General features: G+C 68.6%; 17 protein-coding genes. 8 read left to right on the plus strand and 9 right to left on the minus strand.

Annotation, left to right across the window (positions count from 1 at the left end; genetic code table 11):
- Both VE172_RS03270 and VE172_RS03275 read right to left on the minus strand, forming a co-directional pair.
- A partial coding sequence (locus tag VE172_RS03270) for an amidase family protein (RefSeq protein ID WP_324797113.1) occupies positions 1–362 on the minus strand: 362 nt, incomplete at its 3' end.
- 53 nt (positions 363–415) lie between these two features.
- Positions 416–1,573, minus strand: a complete 1,158-nt coding sequence (locus tag VE172_RS03275) for a cystathionine gamma-synthase (RefSeq protein ID WP_324797116.1) — start codon at positions 1,571–1,573, stop codon at positions 416–418.
- A gap of 194 nt (positions 1,574–1,767) precedes the next feature.
- Between VE172_RS03275 and VE172_RS03280 the strand changes: the two genes are divergently transcribed.
- From VE172_RS03280 to VE172_RS03295, 4 genes are all read left to right on the plus strand, one after another.
- A complete protein-coding gene (locus VE172_RS03280; protein ID WP_324797118.1) occupies positions 1,768–2,055 on the plus strand; it encodes a hypothetical protein in 288 nt (95 codons plus the stop codon).
- Between the two features lie 114 nt (positions 2,056–2,169).
- The gene (locus VE172_RS03285; RefSeq protein WP_324797120.1) at positions 2,170–2,664 is read left to right on the plus strand and encodes a hypothetical protein; all 495 of its coding nucleotides are present in this window, start codon (positions 2,170–2,172) and stop codon (positions 2,662–2,664) included.
- A gap of 127 nt (positions 2,665–2,791) precedes the next feature.
- Positions 2,792–3,370: a peptide-methionine (S)-S-oxide reductase MsrA gene (gene msrA / locus VE172_RS03290; protein ID WP_324797123.1), complete on the plus strand. Its 579-nt coding sequence runs from the start codon at positions 2,792–2,794 to the stop codon at positions 3,368–3,370.
- Between the two features lie 77 nt (positions 3,371–3,447).
- On the plus strand, positions 3,448–6,489 hold the full coding sequence (locus tag VE172_RS03295; RefSeq protein WP_324797125.1) for an AfsR/SARP family transcriptional regulator: 3,042 nt from the start codon (positions 3,448–3,450) through the stop codon (positions 6,487–6,489).
- Between the two features lie 5 nt (positions 6,490–6,494).
- On the opposite strand, the gene dnaJ is transcribed toward VE172_RS03295, so the two are convergent.
- Together dnaJ and hrcA are read right to left on the minus strand one after the other, a co-directional pair.
- Positions 6,495–7,637 carry a molecular chaperone DnaJ gene (gene dnaJ, locus VE172_RS03300; RefSeq protein WP_349258235.1) on the minus strand — a complete coding sequence of 381 codons (1,143 nt, stop codon included), beginning with the start codon at positions 7,635–7,637 and terminating at the stop codon, positions 6,495–6,497.
- A 40-nt stretch (positions 7,638–7,677) separates the two neighbouring features.
- On the minus strand, positions 7,678–8,700 hold the full coding sequence (gene hrcA / locus VE172_RS03305; RefSeq protein WP_324797130.1) for a heat-inducible transcriptional repressor HrcA: 1,023 nt from the start codon (positions 8,698–8,700) through the stop codon (positions 7,678–7,680).
- Positions 8,701–8,905: 205 nt separating this feature from the next.
- Here hrcA and VE172_RS03310 point away from each other — a divergent pair, with 205 nt between their 5' ends.
- Positions 8,906–9,310, plus strand: coding sequence for a DUF4870 domain-containing protein (locus tag VE172_RS03310; RefSeq protein WP_324797133.1), 405 nt, complete (start codon positions 8,906–8,908; stop codon positions 9,308–9,310).
- Here the strand turns inward: VE172_RS03310 and hemW are convergent.
- Positions 9,307–10,545, minus strand: a complete 1,239-nt coding sequence (gene hemW / locus VE172_RS03315; protein WP_349258234.1) for a radical SAM family heme chaperone HemW — start codon at positions 10,543–10,545, stop codon at positions 9,307–9,309. The genes VE172_RS03310 and hemW overlap by 4 nt on opposite strands.
- Here hemW and VE172_RS03320 point away from each other — a divergent pair.
- Together VE172_RS03320 and VE172_RS03325 are read left to right on the plus strand one after the other, a co-directional pair.
- A complete protein-coding gene (locus tag VE172_RS03320; protein ID WP_324797138.1) occupies positions 10,544–11,326 on the plus strand; it encodes an enoyl-CoA hydratase-related protein in 783 nt (260 codons plus the stop codon). The genes hemW and VE172_RS03320 overlap by 2 nt on opposite strands.
- 6 nt (positions 11,327–11,332) lie before the next feature.
- Positions 11,333–11,755 carry a DUF3307 domain-containing protein gene (locus tag VE172_RS03325; RefSeq protein WP_324797141.1) on the plus strand — a complete coding sequence of 141 codons (423 nt, stop codon included), beginning with the start codon at positions 11,333–11,335 and terminating at the stop codon, positions 11,753–11,755.
- A gap of 8 nt (positions 11,756–11,763) precedes the next feature.
- Here the strand turns inward: VE172_RS03325 and VE172_RS03330 are convergent, their stop codons facing one another.
- From VE172_RS03330 to VE172_RS03345, 4 genes are all read right to left on the minus strand, one after another.
- A complete protein-coding gene (locus VE172_RS03330; protein ID WP_324797144.1) occupies positions 11,764–12,213 on the minus strand; it encodes a DUF6346 domain-containing protein in 450 nt (149 codons plus the stop codon).
- Positions 12,214–12,237: 24 nt separating this feature from the next.
- Positions 12,238–13,338, minus strand: a complete 1,101-nt coding sequence (locus VE172_RS03335) for a winged helix DNA-binding domain-containing protein (RefSeq protein WP_324797147.1) — start codon at positions 13,336–13,338, stop codon at positions 12,238–12,240.
- 72 nt (positions 13,339–13,410) lie between these two features.
- Complete coding sequence (locus VE172_RS03340) at positions 13,411–14,856, minus strand: MFS transporter (protein ID WP_324797149.1); 1,446 nt, start codon at positions 14,854–14,856, stop codon at positions 13,411–13,413.
- 41 nt (positions 14,857–14,897) lie between these two features.
- Complete coding sequence (locus VE172_RS03345) at positions 14,898–16,031, minus strand: epoxide hydrolase family protein (protein ID WP_324797151.1); 1,134 nt, start codon at positions 16,029–16,031, stop codon at positions 14,898–14,900.
- Between the two features lie 115 nt (positions 16,032–16,146).
- On the opposite strand from VE172_RS03345, the gene VE172_RS03350 reads away from it, so the two are divergent.
- Positions 16,147–18,752 (plus strand): ATP-binding protein (locus VE172_RS03350; protein ID WP_324797153.1); only part of this gene is annotated, 2,606 nt, incomplete at its 3' end.

The raw sequence follows: 18,752 nt of genomic DNA on the forward strand, positions 1-18,752 counted from the left end.
TTCGCCAGCGGCCCCTGCCCGTCGTCGGTGGACGCCCACAACCCCAGCTCGCTGGCCCGGGTGGCGCCCAGCACGACGGCACCCGCGCCCCGCAGCCGCCGCACCATCTCGTGATCGCGCCCGGCCACCGGCAACAGGGTCGCCGCCGAACCGTGCCGCGTCTGCTGCCCCGCCACGGCGAACCGCTCGCACACTGCCACCGGCACCCCGGCCAGCGCCAGGCTCGCCAGGTCGGGCAGGGTGTCGACGGTCGCGGCCTCGGCCAGCGCGGTGCTGGCCCGGCTCGCGGTGAACGCCCCGGAGATCGCCGCGACGGCGTCCCCCTCGGCAATGTGCTCGGCGGCGACAGTCGCGGCGTTCACGTCACCCCGCCGGACCGCGCGCGCGATCTGGCGGGCCGTCGCCCGGGTCCAACTCAATGTCTGTCCCCCATGGCCTGGGTGAGATCGGCGATCAGGTCGTCGGCGTCCTCGATGCCCACCGACAACCGCACCAGGTCCGACGGCACCTCCAGCGGCGAGCCCGCCGCCGAGGCGTGCGTCATCCGCCCGGGATGCTCGATGAGCGACTCCACGCCGCCCAGCGACTCCCCGAGCGTGAACAGCCGGGCCCGGTCGCAGATCTCCACGGCCGCCTCCTCGCCGCCGCTCACCTGGAACGACACCATGCCGCCGAAGCGCCGCATCTGCTTGGCGGCGATCTCGTGACCCGGATGATCCTCGAGCCCCGGGTAGAACACCCTGGTGACCCGCGGGTGGCGGGTGAGCCACTCGGCGATCCGCTCGGCGTTGTCGCAGTGGCGCTCCATCCGCACCGCCAGGGTCTTGATGCCGCGCAGGGTGAGCCACGAGTCGAAGGGCCCGGAGATGGCGCCCATCGAGTTGGAATGGAACGCCAGGGTCTCGGCGAGCTTGTCATCGTTGACGACCAGGGCGCCACCCACCACATCGGAGTGTCCGCCCATGTACTTGGTGGTGGAGTGGACGACGATGTCGGCGCCGAGGTTCAAGGGCTGCTGCAGATAGGACGACGCGAAGGTGTTGTCCACCACGACGATCGCGCCCGCGTCGTGCGCGGCCTGCGAGATCGCGGCGATGTCGGAGATGTTGAGCAGCGGATTCGTCGGCGACTCCAGCCACACGATCTTGGTGTTGGACTGGATCGCGGCGCGCACCCCGTCGACGTGGGAATCCTTGGTGGGCGTGTACTCCAGCCCCCACTTCACGGCGACCTTGTCGAAGAGGCGAAAGGTGCCGCCGTACGCGTCGTCGGGAAAGACGATGTGATCACCGGGGGCGAGCAGCGCCCGCAGCAGCGTGTCCTCGGCGGCCAGCCCCGAGGCGAACGCGAAAGCATGACGGCCATTCTCAAGCGCCGCAAGGCATTCCTCGAGCGCCTGGCGGGTGGGGTTCTTGGTACGTGAGTACTCGAACCCCTCGCGCAGCCCGCCGACACCGTCCTGTTTGTAGGTGGAGGTGGCGTAGATCGGCGGAACGACCGCACCGGTGCGCGGGTCGGCGGCTTGTCCGGCGTGAATGGCGCGGGTGGCGAAACCCTGATGATCGGCAGTCATGAGTCCATACGCTAACCGACGCCAAGCGGCGATTTCACTGGACAGCGGGCACTTTACGTACCAGGTGAATAACGCAAAGTCCGTTGAAGACGCTGGCACGAATCTGTGATTCAATGACGCGCCAAAAGACCGTATGGTCGGATGCGTTCAACGGACAACGCCTGATCAAAAACTCTTGGGAGAGGGAACCACAAATGTCTGACTACTACGAAGCCGATGTCGACGGCGACGGTCACGAAGACACCATCGAGGTGGATCACACCTCCGCGGGTGACGACTACCTGGTCGACACCGACAGCGATGGAACCGCCAACTACGAGGTTGTCGACAGCGACAGTGACGGCGACGCCGAAGAGGTCTACGCCGACACTGACGGCGATGGCGACTACGACGTCTCGGGCGTCGACGCCAACAACGACGGCACCTTCGACTCCAACGAGGTCACCACTGACACCGGCTCCGACGGCTACGGCAACGCCTGAAGCTGACTTCCGGGGGCGTGTGGGCAGCGTTCTCGGCACGACGGGCCCGGCTTAAACACCGGGCCCGTCCCATGCCCACACACTGAAACCACCACCGAGGGAAGGACCCCGGACATGACTGACGACAGCTTCGGCCTGGATGACACGTTCGACGACCACGGGGACGACTCCACGGCCGACGACCCGACCGCCGACGACCCTGGCTACGACGACCCCAGCGACTACTCCGACCACGACACCTTCGGTGACGGGCTCCTCGGAGACGACCCGCTGACCGACGACGGTTCGGGCCACGACGACGGTTCGTCCACCGACGGCCTTGGCGACGACCCGACCTCCGACGACGGCTCGTCTGACGGCACCGACGACGCGGGCGCCGACGACGGCTCTGGAGCGGGCGCCGACGACCACTCCGACAGTGGCGACTCGGGCTCCTCGGACGACGACCACGCCGACCGCGAGGCCAGCGCTGGACGTCCCGACGACTCCTCCAGCGACTCGTCCTCCGACTCCAGCTCCTCGAGCGACTCCAGCGGATCCGACTCGAGCAGCTCCAGCGACTCCGGCAGCTCCGACGACTCGGGCCGTTCGGGCAGCTCGGGCCGCTAACAGCCTCACCCAGGGAGCGTCTGGGCATCGCTCCCGGCAGGGCGGACTCGATTGATCGAGTCCGCCCTGTTGCTGTGTGCGCCACAACCTCGGCGATTCGGGCACGGCGCCGCGCATACTGGAACGCATGACCGACGACCGCCACACCGTCCTGGACACTCCGCTCACTGGCCCCGTGCCGTCGGGCATGGAGGCCGCCGTCTTCGGGATGGGCTGCTTCTGGGGCGCCGAACGGATCTTCTGGCAGCTGAAGGGCGTCTATTCGACGTCGGTGGGGTACGCGGGCGGAACGCACCCGAGCCCGAACTATCCGTTGGTGTGCACGGGAACTACGGGCCACGCCGAAGTGGTGCGGGTGGTGTACGACCCGTCCGTCGTCTCGTACGAGACCCTGCTGAAGGCGTTCTGGGAGAACCACGACCCGACGCAGGGCAACCGCCAGGGCAACGACGTGGGGACGCAATACCGCTCGGCGATCTACACGACCACGGACGAGCAGGCCACGACCGCGGCGGCGTCGAAGGACGCGTTCCAGCCCGTGGTGACGGCCGCGGGTCTGGGCCCGATCACCACGGAGATCGCGCCCGCTGGGGAGTTCTTCCTCGCCGAGGACTATCACCAGCAGTACCTCGACAAGAACCCCGATGGTTACTGCAACCACGGCCCGAACGGAATGAGCTGCCCCATCGGGGTCGCCAGGGCCTGAAGGCCTCTGGCCGCGGGCAAGCCGCCGCCCCGCCTTGCCGTCTATCGTGAGTAAACCCCTACGAAACGGAGACGACGGTGGATTTTCGCGTTCTCGGCGCGCTTGAAGTGTGGGACGGTCCCAGACAAATCAAGCTCAGCGGACGCCATCACCCGAAACTGCTAGCAGGTTTGCTTCTCAACTCGGGCCGAGCCGTCTCGATATCGTGGCTGGTCGATCTTCTCTGGGATTACGATCCTCCATCCACAGCAGAACGTCAGGTTCAAAACGCGATGGCCGCATTGCGGCGATTCCTTCTATCCCTGCGCGCGGATGTGATTGAGCGGGAGGGACAGCTCTATCGCATAGTCATCGAACAAGACGATCTTGATTTGCGTCGATTCGAAGCCAGGATTCAACAAGCACGGGACGATGCGGCACGCCACGAGGAACTGTCGGCCATAGACCAATATGAGGACGCACTCGCCCTATGGCGCGGCCCCCTGCTGCATGGCTTGGGGGGCAAAACATTGGAGCCCGCCTCAAGGCGTGTCGAAGATCTATATCTATCCACATTCGAAGAGTTCGCCGAGGTCACGCTGGAACTCGGTGATCCCGAACGCATCGTCGAGAGGCTCCGAGATCTTGTTGACGCGCATCCTCGGAGACAGCGCCTTACCGCCCGCCTCATGCGAACGCTGTTTCAATTGGGTCGTGGCGCCGAAGCCCTGACGATCTTCCACAATCTTCGTTCCGTCTTGACCGACGAGCTCGGCATCGATCCCAGCCCCGAGCTCAACGACATGAAGATCCGTATCCTGACCGAGGATGCTGCGCTGTTTCCCCGATCGGAGCGCATCGCGAATCAAACAAGCTCCGTGATGGCAATGCCCCTGCCGTCACAACTTCCCGCCGATATCGGCACCTTTACGGGCCGCGGTGCACAACTTGCGGCCCTTGACCAATTGCACGACAGCGGGGCTCGTGCGGGCATCGTATCCGCGATCGCGGGGATTGGCGGAGTGGGTAAGACCGCGCTGGCAGTCCATTGGGGGCGATTGCGGCGTTCGACGTATCCCGATGGCCAGCTCTACATCAATTTGCGCGGCTTCGATGAACGTGAGCCCATCACGCCCTTCGACGCGATATCACGATTGCTGCGATCCATGGGTGTTTCCACAGCGGAAATCCCATCCCAGCTGGACCAGGCGTCGACCCTGTTTCGGCATCTTCTGGCCGACAAGCGGATGCTCGTTCTATTGGACAATGCACACAACTCAGAACAAGTTCGCCCGCTCCTTCCCGAAAGCGCTGGCTGCTTGGCATTGATAACCAGCCGAAACCATCTGAAAGATCTCGTGTCCACCCACGACGCCCTCTCCGTCGATCTGGACGTTCTCTCACCCAAGGAGGCTCTCGAACTACTCGAGCAGTTGCTTGGGTCCGCCGCGCTCGAAGAAGTCGACGCCGCGAATCGCCTCGCCGAACTGTGTGGACATCTTCCCCTGGCCATTCGTGTCGCTGCTGCGAACCTTGCTCAACGCTCTGGGGTCACACTCGCCCAGCTTGGCAACGAGATCGATGACGAATCGCGACTTTCCCATCTCCGCATTGCGGGTGATCGCAGTACCGACCTGTCCGCGGTCTTCGGCCTTTCGTTCCGTGCGCTCGACGAGAACGCACAGCGTGTGTTCGTCTCCCTGGGACTCATACCTGGCGACGACTTCACCTGCGGTCTCGGCGCGGCGGTGTCTGGCCTGTCAGCGGTATCCGTCGCATCGGTGTTCCAGCAGTTGGAATCGGCTCACCTTCTCCAGCAGCCGCAGTCAGGGCGATTCAAGCTCCATGACCTGGTGCGGTTGTATGCTCGACGGCTGGCGTCGTCGGAACTGACCGAAGCGTTTCGAACCAAGGCAACGGATTGCCTCATCGACTGGTACAGCGATCCTTCGAACGTTTCCATCGCGGAGTTTGAGAATACGATCGCCGCCTGCGAGACCCTGTCGAGCCACCCGAGGCTCGCGACGCTCACGAGGCAATTTGCCTGGTATGCCAGCACTGGCCAGGATCTTCGCGTTTTGCGGGACCATGCCGAAATCGCAAACAAGTCCGCTAAAAAGCACGGAGACGTGGCGGGGCAAGCTCGCACGTTGAACGCCCTGGCGGCGATCCACGCGTCCACGGGAAATCTTGACAGCGCGGTCCGACACTTCACCGACGCCACGGACCTTCTGACGGACGACAAGCATCGCGAGCTCAAGGGCAGAATCATGGGAAACCTGGGCACCGCAAGCCATGCCCGCGGCGCCCACGATGCGGCCGAGCGGTATTTGAGGCGTGCCATCGCCATCACTGAGGAGTTCGATGACCAGCCGCTACTGGCGATCCAGCTCGGCAGCCTGGGATATACCTACTCGGCCGTCGGTAAGTTCAACGAGGCGCAGGATTGCCTATCTCGTGCTTTCGAAATCTCCGCGGCCGACAGTGCGATGAAAACTGTCCTCCTGAATCATTTCGGGCACCTTTACCTTGAGATGGGGCGGTACGCCGACTCTGTCGCCGCCTCACAGCACGCGATTGACATTGCCGTGCAGATAGGCGCGACGAAATCGATTGCCATGGCTCATAACATTCTTGGACAGGTCGCACAAGTTCAGGGACGAACGCACGAAGCTTTCGAGCACTATAGACAGTCCTCCTCCATAGCTCAACTGGAGGGCAGGGGCCAGCTCCACGTGGAGATATTTCATCACGAAGCAGATCTCTATTTGGACCTCGGCGACGTCGATCGGGCCGTCGAGCGCCTCACAACAGCGAAGGAACTCTTTGACTCCATACAGCGAAGTGGCGTCGATGTCGGCGGGCGCGAACGGATACTGTCGCGTGTGGAGTCCGCAAGAAAGAAGTACTCGGAGGCAGTGTCCCATGCTCAACGAGCATGCTCATACTACCGATCCGAGCGAACTTCACCTCTTCACCTCGCCCGCTCCCTGGAAGCCCTCGGCGACGCACACCTGGGCCTCAACGACCACACCGAGGCCACCCGCTGCCACACCGAAGCCCTCGAGATCTTCACGCGCCTCGACGTGCCCGAGGCCCCGAAGCTCCGCGCGAAGCTCCAGAACCTCGCCACTCCATAGCGTCCCTAACCGTGGCCGTTGAACGCGTCGCGCATCCGCGAGAAGAAACCGTTGCCGCGCACGGGTTCCACGATCTCCTCGCTGCGCAGTTCCGCGAGCTGGTGTAGCACTCGCTCCTGTTCGGCGTCGATCTTGGTGGGGGTGCGGACGTCGAGGTGGACGTACAGGTCGCCGCGGGTGTCGCCGCCGCGGAGCACGGGGATTCCCGCGCCGCGGATGCGCAGGGTCGACCCGGGTTGGGTGCCCGCGTGGACGTCGACGGTTTCCTGTCCGTCCAGTGTGTCTACCGTCAGGCGGGTGCCGAGGGCCGCGGCCGTCATGGGGAGCTTCAGCTTGCAGTGGAGATCCTCGCCCTCGCGGGTGAAGACGTCGTGGGGCTTTTCGTGGATCTCGACGTAGAGGTCGCCGGCGGGGCCGCCGCCGGGGCCGACCTCGCCCTGGCCGCCGAGGCGGATGCGCATGCCGTCCTCGACGCCCGGGGGGATCTTGACCGTGAGCTTGCGGCGGGTGCGGACGCGGCCGTCGCCGCCGCATTTGTTGCAGGGGTTGGTGATGATGGAGCCGTAGCCGCTGCAGGAGGGGCAGGGGCGGGCCGTGACGACCTGGCCGAGGATCGTGCGCTGGACGTTTTGGACCTCGCCCGCGCCGCCGCAGGTGTCGCAGGTTTCGGGGGCGGCGCCGTCCGCGGCTCCCGAGCCCTCGCACTGGGTGCACAGGACCGCGGTGTCGACCGTGATGGGCGACTCCATGCCGAAGGCGGCCTCCTTGAGGGTGAGCTCGAGGCGCAGGACGGCGTCGGAGCCGGGGCGGCGGCGCGGGCGGGGGCCGCGGCCGCCTCCCATGCCTCCGCCGCCGAAGAAGGCGTCCATGATGTCCTGGAAGCCCATGAAGGGGGCGCCGCCGGGGCCGCCGGGGCCTCCGCCGCCGCCCGGGGCCAGGGGGTCGCCGCCCATGTCGACGATCTGGCGCTTCTGGGGGTCGGAGAGGACCTCGAAGGCGGCGTTGATGTCCTTGAACTTCTCCTGCGCCTCGGGCGAGGGGTTCACGTCGGGGTGGAACTCACGCGCCAGCTTGCGGTACGCCTTCTTGAGGTCGTCAGGAGTGGCGTCGCGCTGAACGCCCAGTATCTGGTAGTAGTCCTTGGCCACGTGTGCTCTCGATGTCATCGTCCGTCAAAATCCAATATGGTCAGTTCTTCGCGAGTATCTCGCTGACGTACCGGGCGACCGTCCGCACCGCGGAGATGGTGCCGGGGTAGTCCATTCTGGTCGGTCCGACCACGCCGAGGCCGCCGACGATCGCACCGGCTGGACCATACCCCGTGGAGACCACGGAGGTGCCGTCCAGGCCGTCGATCTGGTTCTCCTCGCCGATGCAGATGTGCAGCACCGAGCCCGAGTCGACCTCGCCCAGCAGTTTGAGCAGCACCACCTCCTCCTCCAGGGCCTCCAGGATGGGGCGCAGGGAGCCCGAGAAGTCGAGGGAGCTGCGGGTGAGGTTGGCGGTGCCCGCCAGGGCGATGCGTTCCTCGCCGCGTTCCACCAGGGTCTCCAGCAGGACGGTGGACAGCGTCGCCATGGCCGCCCGCACCTCGACGCTGGCCTCCTCGACGAGGGTCTGGATCACCATGGGCGTCTCGGTGAGCCGCACGCCGACCAGCTTGTCGTTAAGGGTCTGGCGCAGTTCGAGGACATCGGTGTCGGGCACCGCTTCGGGCATGTCGATGACCCGCTGCTCGACCCGCCCGGTGTCGGTGATCATGACCAGCATGAGCCGGGTTTCGCTGAGCGGCACCAGTTCCAGGTGACGGACGCTGCTGCGCGACAGACTGGGGTATTGGACGACGGCGACCTGGCGGGTGAGCTGGGCCAGCAGCCGCACCGTGCGGTTGACGACGTCGTTGAGGTCGACGGCCTCGTCGAGGAAGCGATGGACGGCGCGGCGTTCGGCGCCGGTCAGCGGCTTGATCTTGGACAGGCGGTCGACGAAAAGACGGTAGCCCTTGTTGGTGGGCACCCGCCCGGCGCTGGTGTGCGGCTGGTGGATGTAGCCCTCGTCCTCCAGGGCCGCCATGTCGTTGCGGATGGTGGCGGCGGACACGCCGAGACTGTGGCGGGACACCAGCGACTTGCTGCCCACTGGTTCCTGCGTGGACACGTAGTCCTCGACGATGGCGCGCAAAACGTCGAGTTTGCGTTCGCCCATGGGCATCGGCGCACACCTCCCCTTCGTCGTCCGGCCACGCCAGTTGGCACTCCGCGGTAACGAGTGCCAAGGGTACCTGCTTTCCGTGAGACCGGGCCCGTCACAGCCGTCACGTCACACGCGGCGACCTATCCTCGAAACTGTGACGCATCCCCAAGATCCTCACGACCACTCGGTCCACCCGCCCGAGTACGGATACACCGTCCCGCCAATGAGACCGGGGCCACCGCGGGCCGGTGGGCCGCCGACACCTCAGGACTACTCCGAGGCGTCCATGGCCCACTATCTCGGCGTTCTGGGATGGATCGGCCCGCTGATCTACTACCTGGTCTCCGGGCAGCGATCGCCCTACGTGAAGAAACACGCGACGGCGGCGTTGAATTTCCATTTGTCGTTCGTCATCTTCTACCTGGCGGGGGTGTTCGCCAGCCTCATCATTGGTGTCACGATCGGCATCGCCGCCGGCGGGGCGGGATTCCTGGCGATCTTCCTCTACGTCCCCGTGATGATCGGTCTGCTGATCTGGTCCGTCGTCGTCAGCTGCAAGGCCGGGTCGATGGCCAGGCGCGGCGAACTGTATCGGTACCGTCCGTCGTTCCGGTTCATCAAGGACTAGGACACCAGGTCCCGGATGACCGCGTCGGCCAGCAGTCGGCCCCGCAGCGTCAGCCGCACGCGCCCGGAATCCCAGGAGGCGGCGTCGATCAGGCCGTCGGCCAGGGCCTTGCGGGCGCCGCGCCGGCCCGCCTCGTCGAGGGCGCACGACGCCAGGCCGTCGGACAGGCGCGTCCACAACATCACGTCCTCGAGGTGACGTTCCCTGCTCGTCAGCAGTTCGCGCCCCTGGGCCGGGGACAGCCCGTCGCCGAGCCGCTGCCCGTAGCGGGCGGGGTGTTTGGCGTTCCACCAGCGGACGCCGCCGACGTGGCTGTGGGCGCCGGGGCCGAAGCCCCACCAGTTGTTGTTGCGCCAGTACAGCATGTTGTGGCGGCACCGGGCGGTCTCGCCTCGTGCCCAGTTGGACACCTCGTACCAGGCGAAGCCGTTGTCCGACAGGACGCGGTCGGCCGCGAGGTAGCGGTCGGCGGCGACGTCGTCGCTGGGGGCGGGGATCCGGCCGCGCGAGACCTGGCGGGCCAGGCGGGTGCCGCCCTCCACGATGAGCGCGTACGCCGAGACGTGGTCGCAGCCCGAGGCGACGACGGCGTCCAGGCTGGCGGCGAAGTCCTCGGGGCGTTCGCCGGGGGTGCCGTAGATCAGGTCGAGGTTGACATGGTCGAAGCCCGCCTCGCGGGCCTCGGCGGCGGCGCGCAGCGCGCGCCCGGGGGTGTGTTGGCGTTCCAGCACCGCCAGCACGTGCGAGGCGGTGGACTGCATGCCCAGGGACAGCCGCGTAAAACCGTTGCCGCGCAGGGTTTTCAGGTATTCGAGGTCGACGGTCTCGGGGTTGGCCTCGGTGGTGACCTCGGCGTCGCCGTCCAGGCCGATGTACCGGTCCACCAGCTCCACGATCCGCGCCAGCTGGTCGGCGGGCAGCAGCGTCGGGGTGCCGCCGCCGACGAACACGGTGGAGGCGGGGCGGCGCGCCGAGCCCAGCACCCGCGCCGCCAGCGCGAATTCGCGCTCCAACACGTCCACATAGTCGTCGCGCGAGACGCCGCCGAGTTCGGCGGCGGTGTAGGTGTTGAAGTCGCAGTAACCACATCGGGTGGCGCAGAAGGGAACGTGCACGTAGACACCGAAATCGCACGTTCCCATGCGCGCCAGGGGTTCCGCGGGAAGCGCCCCGTCGTCGGGAGCGGGTTCACCGTCGGGCAGGGCTGAAGGCACGAGTACTACGGTACGAGCCATGCCTGACGACACAACAGACGAGTTGGTCACATACGACGTCGATCGTGGCGTGGCCACCCTGCGGCTCAACAGCGAGCCCAACCGCAATGCCCTGTCGACTCCGTTGATGACGAAGCTGCTGGAGCACCTGGACGCCGCGGCCGCCGACGCCGCCGTGCGGGTGGTGGTGCTGGGACACACCGGTCGGGTGTTTTGTTCCGGCGCCGATTTGAAGGAGACCGCCGCGGCCCGCGAGGCCGGCGAGGTGCCCGCCGCGATGCTCACCGACGTGTTGGCCCGGTTGTGGGAGTTCGACAAGCCGGTGATCGCGCGCGTCGGCGGGCCGGCGCGGGCGGGCGGGCTGGGCCTGGTCGCCGCGGCCGACATCGCGGTGTGCGCGGCCGAGGCGACGTTCGCGTTCACGGAGGTGCGGATCGGCGTGGTCCCGGCGGTGATCTCGGCGCCGGTGCTGCGGCGTCTGCGCCCGCGCGACGCCGCCGAGCTGTATCTCACCGGGACCGTCTTCGACGGGCGGCGGGCCGAGTCGATCGGCCTGGTGACCCGCGCCGTGCCCGCGGTGGACCTGGACATCGCGGTGGCCGGGTACGCCGAGGACCTGGCGCTGGGCGCGCCGGGCGCGTTGGCGGGCGCCAAGCGGCTGCTGCGCCGCGGCGACGCCGACATCCGCGCGGAGCTGGCCGAGCTGTCGAAGACGTCGGCCGAGTTCTTCCTGTCCGAGGAGGGACGCGAGGGCGTCGCGGCGTTCGCGGAGAAACGCGACGCGTCCTGGGTCGTGAAGTAGGCGCCGATGGTGGCGCGGCTTTTCGCGCACGACCCGGGCGTCGTCCTGGTCCTGGCTCTCGTCGTGCACGGCATCGGCGACTTCGTCGCGCAGACGCCGTGGATGGCGCGGCGCAAGCCCGAGTCGTGGCCGGCGGCGGTGGCGCACGTCGCCGTCTACACCGTCGTGTTTCTGCTGATCACGCTGTCGCCGCTGCAGTTGGCGGCGATCGCGGGGACGCACCTGCTCATCGACCGTTTCGTCCTGGCCAAGCAGCTGATCCGGCTGCGCAACCAGTGCGTTTCGCGGGCGCGGCGCCCGGTGTGGGCGGCCACGGCCGACACCGGGTTCGCCGACGGCACCGACGCGGTGACGGCGGCGCTGCTGGTGACGGCCGTCGATCAGGTGCTGCACGTGGGTATGAATTCGGTGGCGCTGGTGTGGCTGTGACGCCGTGGTCAGCGCCGCAGCAGCCGGCGTCCGGCCACGATCAGCGCGATGATGCCGATGATCATGCCCGCCGCGGCCGACATGACGGCGATGTTGTTGGAGTCCACGTCCGCGCGCGACCAGGTGGATGAGGTGCGTCCGGCCCCGGCCAGGGGGAACTTCTTGCCCTTGTCGTCGGGCGTGAACTGGGAGCCGTTGAAGGTCTGGGTGGAGTGGTGGCCGGTCTTGGTGGTGATGGCGACCTTGCAGGTCCACCAGTATCCGACGCCGCTGATGCTGATCGGGCCGGCCTTCTTGCAGGTCTTCACCAGGGCCGTCGCATGGGGACGGTCGGAGAGGTCCTTGACGTCGGCGACACCGCCCCGGAAGTTCAGGGCGGTCCAACCGGCCGCCAGCGCCACGACCCCGATCAGGATGAGCAGGAACGTGGAGGGACCGCGACGCGAACCAGATGACATGGATGATCATGCTATCCGGACGCGTCACGCCTCGGCCAGCTCGACGTGTCGCTCGGTCGCGGCGGGTGCGGCGAATTCCAGCAGCGCCTCGGCTTCGGCGGCGACGGCCTCGCGTTCGGACGGCCCCGCCGGCTCGAACAGTTCGAGGTGGATGGTGGCCTTCTTCTTGGCCAGCTTGGTTTTCCAGGCGCCCGCGACCATTCCGTCGATGAGGACGGTGCCGGGTATCAGTCCGTTCTTGGTGAACACGCCTCCACGATGGCGCTCGGGCACGATGAAGCCGCGGTCGGCGTGGGACAGCAGGATGTTGTCGAAGGGCCCCAACAGGGTCGGGCGCACGGGGGCGTCGGCGTCGGGCGGCGGCGCGTCGGGCAGGTCGAACAGTTCGCGCCCGTCGGCGTCGCGGTAGCGGCGCAGGTCGAGGCGGTCGAACGCCTCGGCGGTGCGGGTCAGGCTGGACCAGGCCTGGAAGTCGGCGACGCCGGCGGGGCCGAAGGCGGCCAGATAGCGGCGGACGGTCTCGTCCAGGTGGGAGGGTGCTTCGGGGGTGCCGAGCCACTGCCGGGGCGAGGCGTACACGAGGCCGCCGCCGCGGCCCCAGACGCCGCGCGGCGGCACCTGAAGCAGCGGCATGGCGCACTTGAGCCCGTACGCCAGGTCGTCGCCGCCGAAGCCGGCGATGCGTTCGCCCAGCCGCGCGGCGAGGTCGTTGACGTGCAGGGGTTCCGATGCCAGGAGCTCCTCGCCCACGGCGACCAGTTTCGCGGTGTCGACGCCGGTGAGGCGGCGCCCCTGTTGGCTGCCGCTGAACAGGATCTTGTCCAGGAAGGGCTGGATGACGGGGCGCAGGCGGCGGCAGTCGGCGGCGCTGACGAGGTGGATGGTGCCGCGCATCAGCACCACCCGCACCGCCAGGCGCCCGGTCAGCAGCCGCGACAGGTCGTCGGTGACGAAGTCCCGCAGGCGGCTCCACAGCTGGTAGTACGGCGCGTCGCCCTGCTGGGCCTGCATTCCCACCACGTGTTCCATCGCCTCCAGCGCGGTGGCCGGCCGGCGTTCGGTGAGCCATTGGCGGCGCAGGCGGGCCCGGTTGAGGGCGCGGGGGCTGAGGAGCGGGGCGGCCATGCGGGGTCCCTTCGTGCGAGTACGCGCCGTGGTGTGCGGGCGCTGAGCCTCGCACACCACGGCGGATGGGGATCAGTGGGTGGTCTTGCGGGGCAGGGCGAACCCGGCGGCGAACGCGACCAGCAGCACGGCCACGGTGACGATGAGCGTGGTGCGCGACGCCGATGCGAGCGTCGCGGGGTCGCCGGTGAACCGTCCGAAGAAGATGGTTCCCAGCAGCGCGACCCCGAAGGAGGCGCCCAGCTGCTGGATCGACGTCAGGGTGCCCGAGGCCGAGCCGATCTCGTGCGGCTCGACGCCGCTCATCACCGAGTCGAAGTAGCGGCCCATGAACATCGCCGCGCCGATGCCCGCCAGCGCCAGGCCCGGGATCAGTTGGTACCACTGAAGGTCCGTGCCGGCCAGTTCCAGCGTGACGAGCACCGTGGCGACCCCGGCGGCCTTGATGAGCGCGCCGGCCAGCAGCGTCTTGCGTCCGTAGGCCGCCAGCTTGTCGCCGAAGGCCATGGTGCCGCCCATCGCCACGGCGAAGGGGATCATCGCGACCGCGGCGCGCAGCGGGCTGTAGTGCAGCCCGAGTTGCATGTGGAGGGTCATGACCAGGCCCATGCCCGCCATCGCCGCCATCAGCAGGACGCCCAGCACCAGGCCGCCGTTGAAGGCCCGCTTGCGGAACAGGCTCGGGATCACCAGCACCTCGCGTCCGGAGTCGAAGCGGCGCTTTTGGTGGACGCCGAACACCGCGAACACGACGAGGGACGCGGCGATCATCGCGAACGACCACAGCGGCCAGTCCTCCTCGCGGCCCTGCACCAGCGGGTAGACCAGCAGGGCGCTGGCGACCGCGGCCAGCAGCGCGCCGGTGATGTCCAGGCTGAACTTTCGGCTGGCGGTTCCGCGCGGCACCAGGACGATCGCCGCGATCAGGATCGCCGCACCGATCGGCAGGTTGATGGCGAACACCGTCCGCCATCCGAGGCCGAGGACGTCCATGGCGATCAGCCAACCGGCCAGGCTGGGCCCGCCGATCGCGGCGGCGCCCATGATCGGGCCCGCCAGGCCGAAGGCCTTTTGGGATTCGTGCGGCGGGAACATCTCCCGCAGCAGGCCGAACACCTGCGGCACCATGGCCGCGCCGAGCAGGCCCTGGGCGACGCGGGCGCCGATGGCCATGCCGGGCGTCTGGCTGGCCGCCACCACGAGGGAGGCGAGGACGAAGCCGGTCGTGCCGAGCAGGAACATCGGCTTGCGCCCGACGATGTCGCCGAGCCGGGCGCCGATCAGCAGGCCGCCGACCATCGCCAGGGTGTAGGCGGCGGTGAGCCACTGGATCAGGCCGGATCCGCCGCCGAGGTCGGCGCGCATGGTGGGTCCGGCGATGGAGGTGACGCTCGAGTCGAGCAGCTCCATGGCGCCGCCGGCCAGGACGACGGCCAGCGCCGCCCAGCGCCAGCGGTAGGGCGCCGGTTCGGGCGCCGCTTCGGTTCGGGTTTCGGCTGACGCCTCGATGACGGCCATGTCATGTCTCCTGTACTGGGAATCGATGTGGTCCTTGAACGCTATGAGCCATTGCGGACAGATCCTGTCCTGATGATCTCGCCGAAGAAGTGACGAATGTCTCCCACCGACAGCTCGGGGTGGGTGTGCTCCGCGTAGTGGCCGCCGACCTCGTGGAAGAGCCACTGGGTGATGTTGCGGTGATCGCGCTCGGCGAAGCGGCGGATCCCCTGGAAGTCGTCGGCGTGGTTGGAGACCCCCACCGGAAAGGTGGTGGGCTCGCTGGACAGCGGCCGCTTCTTGTCCTCGTAGTAGAAGCGGATCGCCGACGCCGAGGTGCCGGTGAGCCAGTGGATCGCGGCGTTGGCGACGGCGAAGTCGTCGTCCACCCCCTCGCCCATCAGCTGGTCCATCCAGCCGAGCAGACCCGCCGGGGAGTCGGCCAGGGCATGCGCCAGGGTCTGCGGCTGCTGGGAGTGCACGGTGTTGAAGGCGCCCTTCTCCTCCCAGAACCATTGCAGGACACCCAGGGCGCGCCCCTCGTCCTCGGTGAGGTCGACCATCTCGGCGGGGTCGCCCGACGGGAAGCTGAACGCCTGGTTGATGTGCACGCCGATCTGGGCCTCGGGCGCGATCCGGCCCAGTTGCGGCGCGATCATCGAGCCGGCGTCGTTGCCGTGCTGCCCGTAGCGCTCGTATCCCAGGCGCCGCATCAGTTCGCCGAGCGCCGCGGCGGTGCGCACGCTTCCCCAGCCGCGTTCGCTTGTGGGGCCGGAGAAGCCGAAGCCCGGCAGCGACGGGATGACCAGGTGGAACGCGGGCCCCTCGCCGTCGGGGCGGGTGAGCGGCGCGATGACGTCGAGGAACTCCACGACCGTGCCGGGCCAGCCGTGCGTCAACAGCAGCGGAATGGCCTCCGCCTCGGGCGAGGTGACGTGCAGGAAGTGGATGTTCTGCCCGTCGATGACGGTGGTGAACTGCGGGTGGGCGTTGAGCCGCGCCTGCAGCGCGCCCCAGTCGAAGCGCTCCAGCCAGTGCTCGACGAGGTGCTTCACCCGCGCCACCGGCACGCCGTAGTCGGCCCCGGCGCCCGGGATCTCCTGGGCGTAGCGGGTGCGCGACAGCCGCTCGCGCAGGTAGTCCCGATCCGAGCGGGGGATGTCGATGGTGAACGGGGTGATGTCGGACGACGCCATGGTGGGTTCCTTTTCGGGTGACGGTGGTGCTGACTCGACAAATCTGCACGTAAAGCCGCCCACGCCACATCGGGAAAATTAGGTATTTACCTGTCCGCCGGGGCATGCTTGCCCGGTGGTTTCGCCGGTGGTCAGCGCGCGGTTCGTCGGACGCGCCCGCGAGTCGGCCGAACTGGCCGAGGCCCTGCGGCGCGCCGGCGATCGCGGCTGCGCGGCGGTGCTGGTGACGGGCGAGCCCGGACTCGGCAAGACCCGACTGCTGAGCGAGTTCACGGCCTCCTGCGACGCCACGGTGTTGTGGGGCGGTTGCGTCGAGCACGGCGCCGACCGCCTGCCGTTCGCGCCGTTCGTGTCGGTGGTGCGATCGGCGCTGCGGCACTGGGGCGCCGGGGCGGTGGCGCGGGCGTTGCCGGGGTCGGGTCCGTACGCGCTGGCGTCCTGGTTCCCGGATCTCGGGGAGGAGTTCACATCGGACGATCGCTACGGCAACACCCGCCTGTACGAGGAGTTGTTGACCCTCATCGAACGGCTGGCGGTCGATCGCCGGCTGGTGCTGGTGGTGGAGGACCTGCACTGGGCCGACGCCTCCAGCATGGACATGTTCGACTTCCTCGCCCGCAACCTGTCCGGCTCGCCGGTGCTGCTGATCGGCAGCTTTCGCCCCACCGAGGTGCCCCTGTCGCACCGGCTGAACGGTGTCGTCAATGGACTGCGGCGGTTGCGCCACGTCCGCGAGCTCGGCCTGAGCCGCCTGACCCGCCCCGACGTGGAGCGGCAGTTGGCGGCGATCACCGGCGCGGCACCGGACGCGGCCCGGGTGCGGCGGATCCACCAACGCAGCCACGGCAACCCCCTGTTCGTCGAGGCACTGTCCGAACACGACGATGACGCGCCGCTGCCGCTGTCCGATGTGCTGTTGTCGGGCGTGCGGGCGATGTCCGAACCCGCCCGCGAGCTGCTCGGGCGCGCCGCCGTGGGAGGCGACCACGTCGGCCACGCGCTGCTGACCTGCGTGGAGTCCCCACCCCACAACGCCTTCGAGCCTCTGATGCGGGAGCTGATCGACGCCGGCCTGCTGGAGTCCACCGAGGACGGATACCGGTTTCGGCACGCCCTGATCCGCGAGGCGGTGTACGACGACCTGCTGCCGGGGCAACGCCTACGCTGGCATCGGCGCTACGCCGAGACTCTGGAGGCCGAGCCGGGTCTGCTTCCGCCCCACCGGGTGATCGGGGAGCTGGCCCTGCACTGGCGCTACGCCGACGAACCGAATCGCGCGATCGCCGCCGCGTGGCGGGCCGCCGACGCCGCGGGGCGCGTCTTCGCCTACGACGACCGGCTTCGCATGTTGGAGTACGTGCTGCGGCTCTGGGATAAGGTGGACTCTCCTCAGGAGACGGTGGGCGTCGACCTCGCCGAGGTGTGCGCGGTGGCCGCCGAGACGTGCGTGCGCGGCGGCGACACGGCGCGCGGCATCGCCCTGGCCGATCGGGCCCTGGACCTGTTGGGGGACAACGGGGACGCCACGCGGCGCGCCCGGACGCTGAGCATCCGGGCCTGGCTGCGTTCGCGGGAGTCGGGCTCCGGAGTGGACGACGACCGGGCCGCCCTGGAGCTGCTGCCGCCCGGCGAGATCGGGCTGCGGGGCTGGATCCTGGCCCGCATCGCCACTCAACTCGTTGGTGTGCAGGAGCACCGGTCCGTGCCCGAGCTGGCCTCCGAGGCGTTGGAGCTGGGGCGCCGCGCCGACGACACGCTCACCCAGGCCACGGCGATGGCCGCCCTGGCCGCCGCCGCGGGACTCGACGGGGACGTCGACGCCGCGCACCGCGACTTCGCCGCGGCCCGAAGCCTCGCCGCCGAGGCGCGCGACGATTCCACCCTGTTGACCTGCTACGTGTGGCAGTGCGTCGTCCTGATGCTCAGCGGATCCATCGAGGCCAGTGTGGACGTGGCGCGGGAGGGCCTGGAGCTGTCGCGCCGCAAGGGTCTGGGACGCAGCCGGGGAACGCTGCTGGCCGCCAACCTCGCGGCGGGCCTGTTCATGCTGGGGCGGTGGGACGAGCAGGCGGGGGTGGTGACCCAGGGCGTCGAGCTGGACCCGCCGCCGCTGTACCGGGGCCTCCTGCTGTTGACCCAGGGCATGGCGCACCTGATGCGCGGCAACGAGACCGCGGCCGTGGAGTACCGCGACGCCGTCGTCGGGCTCACCAAGCCCCACCCGGTGTTCGGCATCCACGTGTCGGTGTTCAACGCCTATCTGGCCCTCGCCCGCGGCGACGTCGACGCCGCCCGCGGTGTCGCCGACGAGGTGCTGGGCGACGCCGAGCACCTCGCGTCGTTTCCCGAATGGTGGGAGGTGCTGGCCGTCGCCGCGCGAACCCTGCGGCTGGCTGGTTCCCTCGGCGCCGCCGGGGATCTCGACCGGTGGCGCGCGCTCGACAACGATCGTCCACTGCGGAAGATCGGCGACGCCTGGCGGCGTACCTTTCGCGCCATCATGGACGCTCGCCCGTCCGTGTGCGACGCGGCGGTGGCGGCGTGGCGCGCGCTGTCGATGCCGTACCCGCTGGCGCAGAGCCTGGTCGACGCCGCCGAGGCCGCGCTGTCCGCGGGCGACGAACCGGGCGCCCGGCGCCGGCTCGACGAGGCCGCGCGCATCGCCGAGGACCTGGACGCTCGCCCCCTGCTGCACCGCATCGCCGAACTGCGGGGCGCCGG

It is taken from the genome of Stackebrandtia sp. (assembly GCF_035643755.1).
In the GTDB taxonomy this organism is placed as follows: domain Bacteria; phylum Actinomycetota; class Actinomycetes; order Mycobacteriales; family Micromonosporaceae; genus Stackebrandtia.

Bases quoted from the DNA above. Each gene is read 5' to 3' on its own strand.
- VE172_RS03275 (WP_324797116.1), bottom strand. From the start codon at position 1,573: ATGACTGCCGATCATCAGGGTTTCGCCACCCGCGCCATTCACGCCGGA.
- VE172_RS03280 (WP_324797118.1), top strand. From the start codon at position 1,768: ATGTCTGACTACTACGAAGCCGATGTCGACGGCGACGGTCACGAAGAC.
- VE172_RS03285 (WP_324797120.1), top strand. From the start codon at position 2,170: ATGACTGACGACAGCTTCGGCCTGGATGACACGTTCGACGACCACGGG.
- msrA (WP_324797123.1), top strand. From the start codon at position 2,792: ATGACCGACGACCGCCACACCGTCCTGGACACTCCGCTCACTGGCCCC.
- hrcA (WP_324797130.1), bottom strand. From the start codon at position 8,700: ATGCCCATGGGCGAACGCAAACTCGACGTTTTGCGCGCCATCGTCGAG.
- VE172_RS03310 (WP_324797133.1), top strand. From the start codon at position 8,906: ATGAGACCGGGGCCACCGCGGGCCGGTGGGCCGCCGACACCTCAGGAC.
- VE172_RS03320 (WP_324797138.1), top strand. From the start codon at position 10,544: ATGCCTGACGACACAACAGACGAGTTGGTCACATACGACGTCGATCGT.
- hemW (WP_349258234.1), bottom strand. From the start codon at position 10,545: ATGGCTCGTACCGTAGTACTCGTGCCTTCAGCCCTGCCCGACGGTGAA.
- VE172_RS03325 (WP_324797141.1), top strand. From the start codon at position 11,333: ATGGTGGCGCGGCTTTTCGCGCACGACCCGGGCGTCGTCCTGGTCCTG.
- VE172_RS03330 (WP_324797144.1), bottom strand. From the start codon at position 12,213: ATGTCATCTGGTTCGCGTCGCGGTCCCTCCACGTTCCTGCTCATCCTG.
- VE172_RS03335 (WP_324797147.1), bottom strand. From the start codon at position 13,338: ATGGCCGCCCCGCTCCTCAGCCCCCGCGCCCTCAACCGGGCCCGCCTG.
- VE172_RS03340 (WP_324797149.1), bottom strand. From the start codon at position 14,856: ATGGCCGTCATCGAGGCGTCAGCCGAAACCCGAACCGAAGCGGCGCCC.
- VE172_RS03345 (WP_324797151.1), bottom strand. From the start codon at position 16,031: ATGGCGTCGTCCGACATCACCCCGTTCACCATCGACATCCCCCGCTCG.